Here is a 10,544-nt window from a genome sequence, read left to right on the forward strand (position 1 = left end):
TGCATTGGACTCCTGTGGCCGAAACGCCCGATCTTACCGCGCTTGTCGCCCCGCTCGCCGAAGCGCTCGGCTTCGATCTGGTGCGCGTGAAGCTGTTCGGCGGCAAGGGCGACCTGACATTGCAAGTGATGGCCGAACGCCCCGCCACGCGCCAGCTGACGATCGACGATTGCGCGGCCCTGTCGCGCAGCATCTCCGACCGGCTCGACGCGCTCGAAGCCGAAGGTCGCGACCCGATTCCCGAGGAATATCGCCTCGAAGTCTCCTCGCCGGGGATCGACCGGCCGCTGACGCGGCTCAAGGATTTCGCCGATTGGGACGGGCATGAAGCGCGCATCGTGCTCGCCGCCCCGATCGACGGGCGCAAGGTGCTGACCGGCCTGCTCAAAGGCGTGGCGGGCGATGTCATTACCATTTACGTCGCCACCAAGGGCGAGATGGAAGTCCCGTTTTCGCAAGTCGGCACCGCCAAATTGGTGCTGACCAACGCGCTGATCGCCGCGACCCGTCCGCTTTCGATGGACGGTGTCGAGGAAGAAGAAACCGAAGAAGAGCTGGTGCCCGAAGGTACCGAAGACGAAGGACAGATTTGATGGCCATCCCAGCGACCTCCGGCGTTACCGCCAACCGCGCCGAGCTGATCGCGATTGCGAACGCCGTCGCCACCGAGAAAATGATCGACAAGGCGATCGTGATCGAGGCGATGGAAGACGCGATCCAGCGCGCCGCCAAATCGCGTTACGGCGCCGAAAACGATATTCGCGCGAAGCTCGATCCCACCACCGGGGATTTGCGCCTGTGGCGCGTCGTCGAAGTGGTCGAAGCGGTCGACGATTATTTCAAGCAGGTAAACCTCAAGGAAGCCCAGAAGCTCCAGGCGGGTTCGGTCGTTGGCGATTACATCGTCGATCCGCTGCCCCCGATCGAATTCGGCCGCATTGCCGCACAGGCCGCCAAGCAAGTCATCTTCCAGAAGGTCCGCGATGCCGAGCGCGAGCGCCAGCATGAAGAATTCAAGGACCGGATGGGCGAGATCATCACCGGCGTCGTCAAGCGCGTCGAATTCGGCCATGTCGTCGTCGATCTCGGCCGCGCCGAGGGCGTCATCCGCCGCGACCAGCAAATCCCGCGCGAAGTGGTGCGCGTCAACGATCGCATCCGCTCGCTGATCCTCAACGTCCGCCGCGAGAATCGCGGGCCGCAGATTTTCCTCAGCCGCGCGCACCCCGATTTCATGAAGAAGCTGTTCGCGCAGGAAGTGCCCGAGATTTACGACGGCATCATCGAGATCAAGGCCGCCGCGCGTGACCCCGGTTCGCGCGCCAAGATCGGCGTGATTTCGCATGATTCCTCGATCGATCCGGTCGGCGCGTGCGTCGGGATGAAGGGCAGCCGCGTGCAGGCGGTGGTGCAGGAAATGCAGGGCGAGAAGATCGACATCATCCCCTGGTCGCCCGACACCGCAACCTTCGTCGTCAACGCGCTGCAGCCGGCCTCGGTATCGCGCGTCGTGATCGACGAGGAAGAGGATCGCATCGAAGTCGTCGTTCCCGACGATCAGCTGTCGCTCGCCATCGGCCGTCGCGGCCAGAATGTCCGTCTCGCCAGCCAGTTGACCGGCAAGGCGATCGACATCCTGACCGAGCAGGACGCCTCCGAGAAGCGCCAGAAGGAATTCGCCGAGCGCACCGAAATGTTCCAGACCGAATTGGACGTCGATGAGACGCTGGCGCAGCTGCTCGTCGCTGAGGGCTTTGGCGCGCTCGAGGAAGTCGCGTATGTCGAGGTCGATGAAATCGCCTCGATCGAAGGCTTTGACGACGATCTCGCCGCCGAGTTGCAGAGCCGCGCCGCCGAAGCGCTCGACCGTCGCGAAGCCGCCAATCGCGAGGAACGCCGCGGCATGGGCGTCGAGGATGCGCTCGCCGAACTGCCGCATCTCAACGAAGCGATGCTGGTCACGCTCGGCAAGGCCGGGATCAAGACGCTCGACGATCTCGCCGATCTCGCGACCGACGAGCTGATCCAGAAAAAGCGCCAGGAGCAGCGCCGCCGCGCCGAAGGCGCCGAGCAGAACAAGCGTCCCGAGGACAAGGGTGGCGTGCTCGGCGAATATAGCCTGACCGAAGCGCAGGGGAATGAAATCATCATGGCCGCGCGGGCGCACTGGTTCGAGGATGAAAAGGCCTGATGCCGTTCGTCAGCATCCGCATCTCGGGCACCGCGACCAAGGACCAGAAGTCCGGCATCGTCGCGGACGTCACCCGGTCGCTCGTCGCGCGGCTGGGCAAGAACCCGGCTGCGGTGCAGATCGTGATCGAGGAAGTGTCGACGGAGAATTATGGTGCCGGCGGGGTGCTGATCGTGGATCGGGATGCACCGAAATTGCAGGAGGACGCTCATGCGGAATCCTCAGTATGAGACGCTAGGCTACTCATTCCTTCCATACCCGAGGTCATCCCCGCGAAAGCGGGGACCCATCACCGACGCCGGGAGCTGGGTCCCCGCTTTCGCGGGGATGACACCCGCGCGCTCAGGGGGTGACGAAGTATGAGCGAAGACGACCCCATCCGCCGCTGCATCCTGCTGGGCGAACGCGCGCCGCGGGAGTCGCTGATTCGGCTCGCTTTGTCGCCCGATGGCGCGGTGTTTCCCGATGTGCGTGCCAAGGCGCCGGGTCGCGGGGCGTGGATCGGCGTCACCCGCGCCGAGCTGGAAACCGCGATCGCCAAGGGCAAGCTCAAGGCCGCGCTCGCGCGCGCGTTCAAGACCGGGCCGATCGCGATTCCCGACGATCTCCCCGCGCTGATCGCCGCCGCGCTCGAACGTGCCGTGCTCGACCGGCTCGGGCTGGAGGCGCGCACCGGCAATTTGCTGACCGGTGCCGAAAAGATCGAGGCCGCCGCGCGCTCGGGCAAGCTGCATTTGCTGCTCCACGCCGCCGATGCCGGCACCGACGGCAACCGCAAGCTCGATCAGGCGTGGCGCGTCGGACAGGATGAAGAGGGTAGCGACCTCAGGGGGTTGGCACTGCCCGTCCCGCGCACCATATTGGCCGTGGCACTGGGTCGGCAGAATGTGGTACATATCGGCCTGACAGAGCGCGATGCGGCGCGGCGCGTGAGTGAAACACTGACGCGCTGGCTGCATTTCATCGGATCCCATCCCGCCCTTGCGCCTTGCGAAATCGGTTCGCTGGGCGCATCGGCGCTTCAAATTATCCCGACCGGAGCTGGCAACTCCGTCGCGGACGACGACACATGCGAGGAACTTGAGTGAGCGACACCGACAACGAAAAGCCGAAACTCGGGATGCGTCAGCCACTTGGGCTGAAGCGCACGGTCGAGACCGGCAAGGTCAAGCAGAGCTTCAGCCATGGTCGGTCGAACACCGTCGTGGTTGAAGTGAAGCGCCGCCGCATCCTTGGCCCCGGTGGTCCGGCCGAGGCACCCGTGGTCGAAGCGGCCCCTGCGCCCGCTCCGGTGGCCGAAGCGCCGCGTCCGGCCCCGCCGCCCGCACCCGCGCCGATCTCGCCCGCCAATTCTTTGCTCTCGCGCCAGGAGCTGCAGACCAAGTTGCTGCGCGAGGCCGACGAATCGCGGATGAACGCGCTTGAGGAAACGCGTCGCCGCGAAGAGCGCGACCGGCTCGAAGCGCAGGAAGAAGAACGCCGCCGCGCCGAGGAAAATCGCCGCGCCGGGGATGCACCCGACAGTGCCGCCGCCCCCGATCCGACGCCACAACCGGCACCACAACCGGCCCAAGAACCGGTTACGCCCCCGGTCGTTGCCGAAGCAGCGCCTGCCCAGCCCGTTGCCGCAGCTGCCGCTCCGGTCGCCGCGCCCGTCGCCGCTCCCGCGGTGGCTGCGCCCGTCGTGGCCGCGCCCGTCGTAGCCGCGCCGCCGCGTGGGTTTGGCCTCGATCCGTCGCTGCCCGCCCCGCGCATGTTTTCGCCGGTAGCGCGTCCCGAACGGCCGCGTCCTGCCCCCGCACCGGCCCCGGAACCCGTCGCCGCGACGAGCGCGTCCGCCACTCCCGGCGCGGCCAAGCGCCCGGCGATCGGCGTTGCGGCACCTGCCACCTCCGAATCGCCCTCGCGCCCGGGTCAACGCGACCGCAAGGGGGACGAGCGTCGCGGCGGCAAGCTGACCGTCAACCGCGCGCTCAACGATGGCGACGGCGCGCGCGCGCGCAGCCTCGCCGCGCTGAAGCGGGCACGCGAGAAGGAACATCGCCGGATGGGCGGCCCGCGCGAGGTGCAGGCCAAGCAAATCCGCGACGTCGTCGTTCCCGAGGCGATCACGGTGCAGGAACTCGCCAACCGCATGGCGGAAAAGGGTGCCGATCTGGTCAAGACGCTGTTCAAGATGGGTATGCCCGTCACGATGACGCAGACGATCGACCAGGACACGGCCGAATTGCTTGTGACCGAATTCGGCCACAACATTGTCCGCGTCAGCGATTCGGACGTCGATCTGACCAACGACACGCGTGAGGATACCGATGAGAATGCGGTTCCGCGTCCGCCCGTCGTCACGATCATGGGCCATGTCGACCACGGCAAGACGAGCTTGCTCGACGCGCTGCGCGGCACCGATGTGGTGAAGGGCGAGGCCGGCGGCATCACCCAGCATATCGGCGCGTATCAGGTGACGTTGAAGGACAAGTCGAAGATCACCTTCCTCGACACGCCCGGCCACGAAGCCTTTACCGAAATGCGGCAGCGCGGTGCCAACGTCACCGACATCGTCGTGTTGGTGGTGGCCGCCGACGATGCGATCAAGCCGCAGACGGTGGAGGCGATCAACCACACCAAGGCGGCTGGCGTGCCGATGATCGTCGCGATCAACAAGGTCGACAAGCATGACGCCAATCCGCAGAAAGTGCGCGAGGCGCTGCTGCAGTATGAAGTCGTGGTCGAGGAAATGTCGGGCGACGTGCAGGACGTCGAAGTCTCGGCACTCAAGAAGACCGGGCTCGACGAGCTGATCGAGAAGATCCAGCTGCAGGCCGAATTGCTCGAGCTGAAGGCCAATCCCGATCGCCCGGCCGAGGGCACCGTGATCGAGGCCAAGCTCGACAAGGGCCGTGGTCCGGTCGCGACCGTGCTGGTCAATCGCGGTACGCTCCGCGTTGGCGATATCTTCGTCGTCGGTGCCGAAAGCGGCAAGGTCCGTGCGATGACCAACGACAAGGGCCAGCAGATCAAGGAAGCCGGCCCTTCGATGCCGGTCGAAGTGCTGGGGCTTTCGGGCGTACCGCGTGCGGGCGATCCGCTGTCGGTGGTCGAAAACGAAGCGCGGGCGCGCGAAGTGGCGGAATATCGCCAGGGCGTGATGACCAGCAAGCGCACCGCGGGTGGCCCGGCGAGCCTTGAGAGCATGTTCAGTGCTTTGAAGGAAAAGCAGGCGATCGAATATCCGTTGGTGGTCAAGGCCGATACGCAAGGCTCGGTCGAGGCGATCGTCGGCGCGATCAACAAGATCTCGACCGATCTGATCAAGGCGCGCGTGCTGCATTCGGGCGTCGGCGGCATTACCGAGAGCGACGTGACGCTCGCAGGCGCGAGCGGCGCGCCGATCATCGGCTTCAACGTGCGTCCGAACGCCAAGGCGCGCGAAATTGCCGAGCGCCACAAGGTCGCGTTCAAATATTATGACGTGATCTATGACCTGACTGACGAGATCCGCGCTGGCATGGCGGGTGAGCTTGGCCCCGAGGCGTTCGAAACGGTGGTCGGCCGCGCCGAAATCCGCGACGTCTTCTCGGCCGGTAAGCACGGCAAGGCGGCGGGTCTGCTCGTCACCGAAGGCAATATCCGCAAGGCGCTCAAGGCGCGTATCACCCGGGCCGATGTCATCATCTACCAGGGCGAAATCGCCTCGCTGCGCCGCTTCAAGGACGACGTGGCCGAAGTCCGCGCGGGTCTGGAGTGCGGGGTGACCTTCACGTCGAACTTCGTCGACATCAAGCCGGGCGACTTTTTGGAGACGTTCGAAGTCGAACTGCGCGAACGGACGCTGTGATCGATGAGGATGTTCGGATGTGCGGAACACGCATATTCCGAACATCCGAATCCATTTTGCCGGCTCGCTGTGCTCTGGTACGCTATGACGCGGGAAGATCGCGATTTCCCGCGTTGCCGGGCAAGCGCTCCGGAAATCCAACAAGCGAGCCCTGCTCGTGCGAAAGATTGCCGCGTTGGCGGACACCTGGCCGGGCGAGAACGCCAATGTGATCCGGTTGCAAGGCCGGACGGAGTATCGTCTGCGCGTTCAAGACTGGCGCGTGATCTTCCACATCGAAGACGATACGTTGGTCGTTGACGATATCGGACCGCGTGGCGCGATTTACGAGGACAGGTCATGACCGTACAATTCGTGGAAATCGCCGGCCAGCGGATCGCGATGCTCCCTGCTGCCGACTATGATCGCCTGGTCGATATCGCGGAAGATCGTGCCGATACCGATGCGGCGGTCGCCGCCGAACAGCGGCGGCGGACCGGAGCGGAATATGTTCCGTTTGCGCTGGTCGAATCGATCGTTAACGGCGAAAACGCCTTGCGCGCATGGCGCAAATACCGCGGGATGAGTCTTGAAACACTCGCGACGCTGACCGGCAGCCGCAAATCGGCGCTGTCGGAGATCGAAAATGGCAAGGCTCATGGCAAGCCCGCGCTATGGCGAAAATTGGCCGAGGCGCTTGCGGTCACTGTAGACGAGATTTTGCCGGAATGAGACCAACCGAAACCCCCGAAACCCGTGCTGTCCGCTTGCTCCGCGTCGGCGAGCAGATGCGGCATGTGATCAGCGACATCCTCGCGCGCGGCGACGTGCATGACGAGACGCTCGCCAAGCATCCGGTGACGATCACCGAGGTGCGCATGTCGCCCGATTTGCGCCACGCGACGGTGTTCATGAAGCCGCTGCTCGGCCGCGACGAGGAGGCGGTGCTCAAGGCGCTGCGCACCAACACCGCCTATCTCCAGCGCGAAGTCGCCGCGCGGGTCCATATGAAATATGCCGCCAAGCTGAAGTTCCTGGCGGACGAAAGCTTTGACGAAGGCAGCCATATCGACACGCTGCTGCGCGCGCCGCATGTGGCGCAGGACTTGACGGGTGAGGATGAGAGCGCGCGCTGACGCGCGGTCACATCGCCGAGAGGGAAATGCCATGTTCAAACTCGTATCGGCACTCGCCTTACTGATGGCAGCGCCGGTGATGGCGCAGACGCCCTCCCCCGCAATAACCGACCCGGCACCTGATGCCGCCCTGCCCGCCGGCAATGACGCGTTCGTCTTGCCGGTGAAGGACGGCGCGATTAACGCGCTGATCTACACCGCATCGGGCGCAGGCCCGCACCCGACATTGATCCTGTTCCACGGCTTTCCGGGGAACGAGCAGAATCTCGATCTTGCACAGGCAGCCCGGCGGAATGGCTGGAACGTCTTAACGATGCACTATCGCGGATCTTGGGGCAGCCCCGGCGCTTTTTCGTTCGGCGGCGCAGCGGAGGATGCCCACGCCGCGCTCGCCTATCTCCGTAACCCCGCGATCATGGCAAAATACCATATCGATCCGGCTCGGGTCGCGCTGGCCGGACACAGTATGGGCGGCTTCATGGCGGCGGATGCCGCTGCGGACGACCCGGCCGTGATCGGCCTGCTCCTGATCGACGCCTGGGACATCGGGGCCAACGGCCGCGATTTGGCGACTGCTGCGGGCAAGCAGGCGTGGCACGAAGAAGCGCTTGGCGATCTGCCACCGCTGGCAGGAACCAGCGAAGCAGCGCTCGCCAGCGAGATAACGACCAACATCGATCGTTTCGACCTGCGCCGCCGGATCGCCGCCTATGGCAAGCGTCCGATCGCGATCTATGGCGCAACGCGCGGTATTGGCGATGCAAATATCGGCTATTCCGAGGCGGCACGCACCGCTGGCAACCTGCACGTGACGGGCGCGATCTGGGCAACCGACCATGCGTTCTCGGACAAGCGCATTGCGCTGTCGCTCGCGCTCGTCGCGTGGCTGGACGCGCTCGTTCCGCCACGACGCTGAACCTTGACAGAATTACCGGTAAGACGCATCTTACCGGGATGAATGCGCAAACAACCCTTTCGGGAAAAGGCCAGGTCGTCATCCCCAAGGATGTGCGGGATGCGCTCGGCTTGGTGGCGGGCCAGAAGCTCGATGTGATCAAGTCCGGCAACGGGGTCTTGCTACGCCCGGTGCTTGCGAAAAGCGGACGCACCGCCGAAGAGATTTTCGCGCATCTCCGCGAGATCGCGCCCAAATGGGAGGGGCCGCCGGTGCCGATCGAGGAGATGGACCGCGCCATCGACGCGATGTTCGCCGCGCGATCCAAGGATGACATCTGACCGTCGCGGTCGATACCAACATCGTCGTGCGCGTTCTGGTCGACGATGACGCACGTCTGGTTCTTGCCGCCAAGGCCGTGCTGTCGCGCGATTTTGCGTTATTGCCCAGCGTATTGCTCGAAACCGAATGGGTGCTGCGGTCGACGTACAAATGGCCGCGCGCGCGCATCGGGGAGGCGCTGACGACGCTGATCGACCTGCCGACCATGCGCGATGCACCACCGGGCATCGACTGGGCGATCAAGCGCTTCGTGGAAGGTGCGGACTTCGCCGATATGCTGCATCTCGGTGCCTCGGGCTCGTGCGACAGCTTCGTCACCTTCGACCACAGACTTGCCAAGGCGGCCGGCCCTGACACGCCCGTGCCGATCGAGACGCTCCCCTGATGGCCAAGCTCTATTTCTACTACGCGTCGATGAACGCGGGCAAATCGACCAATTTGCTGCAAGCCGATTTCAACTATCGCGAACGCGGGATGCGCACCGTGCTGTTCACCGCGGCGATCGATGATCGGTTCGCGGCGGGCAGGATCACGTCGCGGATCGGGCTCGATACCCCCGCCCTCGCCTTCGACCGCGCGACCGATCTGGTGGCGGCGGTGCAGGCGAGCGGCGCCGATGCGCCCGCGTGCGTGCTGGTCGATGAAGCGCAGTTTCTCACCACCGGCCAAGTCGACCAGCTCGCCACGCTGGCGGATGCGCATGGTGTGCCCGTCCTCGCTTACGGGCTGCGCACCGATTTTCTGGGGCATCTGTTCGAAGGGTCGGCGCGGTTGCTGGCGATTGCGGATTCGCTGATCGAGATCAAATCGGTCTGCGCATGCGGGCGCAAGGCGACGATGAATCTGCGCGTTGATGCGTCGGGCAATGCCGTCGCGGCGGGGGCGCAAACCGAGATTGGCGGCAACGACCTGTACATTGCGCTGTGCCGTCGCCATTTCAGCGAGAAGTTGGCGCCCCTTCTTGGACCTGGGGCCAGCTAAAGCGAACGGAACCCATGACCGACCTTCCCCTGCCCTACACCATCGCGGTGTGGCTCATTCCCCTCGTCATTGCGATCGTGTTTCACGAAGTCGCGCACGGCTATGTCGCGCGGCTGTTCGGCGATCATACCGCCGAGCGGATGGGGCGGCTGACGCTCAACCCGATCCGCCATGTCGATCCGATCGGCACGGTCGTGCTGCCGATGGTGCTGGCGATCGCGCACGCGCCGATCTTCGGCTGGGCCAAGCCGGTGCCGGTCGATTATCGCAAGTTGCGCAATCCCCGCCGCGACATGATCTTCGTTGCGCTCGCCGGGCCCGGCACGAATTTCGTGCTGGCAATGCTCACGGCGTTGGTGCTGGCGGCATTCTTTTCCGGTGCAGTGCCGCCCGCCAGCGCGCTCTATACCGGGTCGGGTTTCGCGTTCCTCTCGCTGCTCAGCTTCGTGCAGGTCAACGTGTTCCTCGGCGTCTTCAACTTGATCCCGCTGCCGCCGTTCGATGGCGGGCATGTCGTGCAGGGCTTGTTGCCGCGAGCGGCGGCCGCGCACTATGCCAAGCTCGCGCGGTTCGGCTTTCCGCTGCTGCTGATCCTGTTGTTCGTGCTGCCGATGATCAGCCCGCAGCTCGACATCGTCCGCCGCTTGATCGGGCCGATCGCCAATGCGGTGTTCGGGTTCTTCCTCGGTATCGCGCAGCTTGGCGGTTTGTGAGCGGCGTGCATGGCTGGCTGATCCTCGACAAGCCGCTCGGGCTGGGCTCGACGCAAGGCGTGTCGGCGGTCAAGCGCGCGCTGCGGGAGGCCGGGTTCGACGTCAGCAAGCGCGGGATCAAGGTCGGGCATGGCGGGACGCTCGATCCGCTGGCGACGGGAGTGCTGCCGATCGCGCTGGGTGAGGCGACCAAGCTCGCCGGGCGGATGCTTGATAGCGACAAGGTGTATGCGTTTACCGTGACCTTCGGCGCGCAGACCGACACGCTCGATCTGGAGGGCAAGGTGGTTGCCGAGAGTGACGTGCGCCCGACGCGCGCGCAGGTCGAGGCGGTGCTGGCGCGGTTTACCGGGCCGATCGAGCAAGTGCCGCCGATTTATTCGGCGCTGAAGGTGGGTGGCGCGCGGGCCTATGATCTCGCGCGGGCGGGGGCGGAGGTGGTGTTGGCGAGCCGGTCGGTGACGGTGCATGC

At 65.0% G+C, this 10,544-nt stretch carries 14 protein-coding genes; all 14 read left to right on the forward strand.

The features are described from left to right. The first annotated feature begins 14 nt into the window (after positions 1-14). Complete coding sequence (gene rimP, locus ABWP09_RS01140; protein WP_353203334.1) at positions 15-593, forward strand: ribosome maturation protein RimP; 579 nt, start codon at positions 15-17, stop codon at positions 591-593. Beyond that, positions 593-2,191 (forward strand): transcription termination factor NusA, encoded by a 1,599-nt coding sequence (gene nusA / locus ABWP09_RS01145; protein WP_353203335.1) that lies wholly within the window; start codon positions 593-595, stop codon positions 2,189-2,191. The genes rimP and nusA overlap by 1 nt, the downstream gene beginning before the upstream one ends. Continuing rightward, positions 2,191-2,421 (forward strand): tautomerase family protein, encoded by a 231-nt coding sequence (locus ABWP09_RS01150; protein WP_353203336.1) that lies wholly within the window; start codon positions 2,191-2,193, stop codon positions 2,419-2,421. The genes nusA and ABWP09_RS01150 overlap by 1 nt, the downstream gene beginning before the upstream one ends. A 129-nt stretch (positions 2,422-2,550) precedes the next feature. After that, positions 2,551-3,279 (forward strand): DUF448 domain-containing protein, encoded by a 729-nt coding sequence (locus ABWP09_RS01155; protein ID WP_353203337.1) that lies wholly within the window; start codon positions 2,551-2,553, stop codon positions 3,277-3,279. After that, a complete protein-coding gene (gene infB, locus ABWP09_RS01160; RefSeq protein WP_353203338.1) occupies positions 3,276-6,026 on the forward strand; it encodes a translation initiation factor IF-2 in 2,751 nt (916 codons plus the stop codon). The genes ABWP09_RS01155 and infB overlap by 4 nt, the downstream gene beginning before the upstream one ends. Before the next feature lie 175 nt (positions 6,027-6,201). Then, a complete protein-coding gene (locus tag ABWP09_RS01165; RefSeq protein WP_353203339.1) occupies positions 6,202-6,369 on the forward strand; it encodes a type II toxin-antitoxin system RelE family toxin in 168 nt (55 codons plus the stop codon). Then, on the forward strand, positions 6,366-6,737 hold the full coding sequence (locus ABWP09_RS01170) for a helix-turn-helix domain-containing protein (RefSeq protein ID WP_353203340.1): 372 nt from the start codon (positions 6,366-6,368) through the stop codon (positions 6,735-6,737). Before ABWP09_RS01165 ends, ABWP09_RS01170 begins: the two co-directional genes overlap by 4 nt. Then, positions 6,734-7,141, forward strand: a complete 408-nt coding sequence (rbfA, locus tag ABWP09_RS01175; RefSeq protein WP_353203341.1) for a 30S ribosome-binding factor RbfA — start codon at positions 6,734-6,736, stop codon at positions 7,139-7,141. Before ABWP09_RS01170 ends, rbfA begins: the two co-directional genes overlap by 4 nt. 31 nt (positions 7,142-7,172) lie before the next feature. Then, on the forward strand, positions 7,173-8,057 hold the full coding sequence (locus ABWP09_RS01180; RefSeq protein ID WP_353203342.1) for an alpha/beta hydrolase family protein: 885 nt from the start codon (positions 7,173-7,175) through the stop codon (positions 8,055-8,057). 38 nt (positions 8,058-8,095) lie between these two features. Continuing rightward, positions 8,096-8,377 (forward strand): AbrB/MazE/SpoVT family DNA-binding domain-containing protein, encoded by a 282-nt coding sequence (locus tag ABWP09_RS01185; protein WP_353203343.1) that lies wholly within the window; start codon positions 8,096-8,098, stop codon positions 8,375-8,377. Further along, on the forward strand, positions 8,374-8,763 hold the full coding sequence (locus ABWP09_RS01190; protein ID WP_353203370.1) for a type II toxin-antitoxin system VapC family toxin: 390 nt from the start codon (positions 8,374-8,376) through the stop codon (positions 8,761-8,763). The genes ABWP09_RS01185 and ABWP09_RS01190 overlap by 4 nt, the downstream gene beginning before the upstream one ends. Next, positions 8,763-9,359 (forward strand): thymidine kinase, encoded by a 597-nt coding sequence (locus tag ABWP09_RS01195; protein ID WP_353203344.1) that lies wholly within the window; start codon positions 8,763-8,765, stop codon positions 9,357-9,359. The genes ABWP09_RS01190 and ABWP09_RS01195 overlap by 1 nt, the downstream gene beginning before the upstream one ends. Before the next feature lie 14 nt (positions 9,360-9,373). After that, positions 9,374-10,072 (forward strand): site-2 protease family protein, encoded by a 699-nt coding sequence (locus ABWP09_RS01200; protein ID WP_353203345.1) that lies wholly within the window; start codon positions 9,374-9,376, stop codon positions 10,070-10,072. Between the two features lie 5 nt (positions 10,073-10,077). Continuing rightward, a partial coding sequence (truB, locus tag ABWP09_RS01205; RefSeq protein WP_502959739.1) for a tRNA pseudouridine(55) synthase TruB occupies positions 10,078-10,544 on the forward strand: 467 nt, incomplete at its 3' end.

The sequence above is a fragment of the Sphingomonas sp. genome (assembly GCF_040398505.1).
Classification (GTDB): Bacteria; Pseudomonadota; Alphaproteobacteria; order Sphingomonadales; family Sphingomonadaceae; genus Sphingomonas.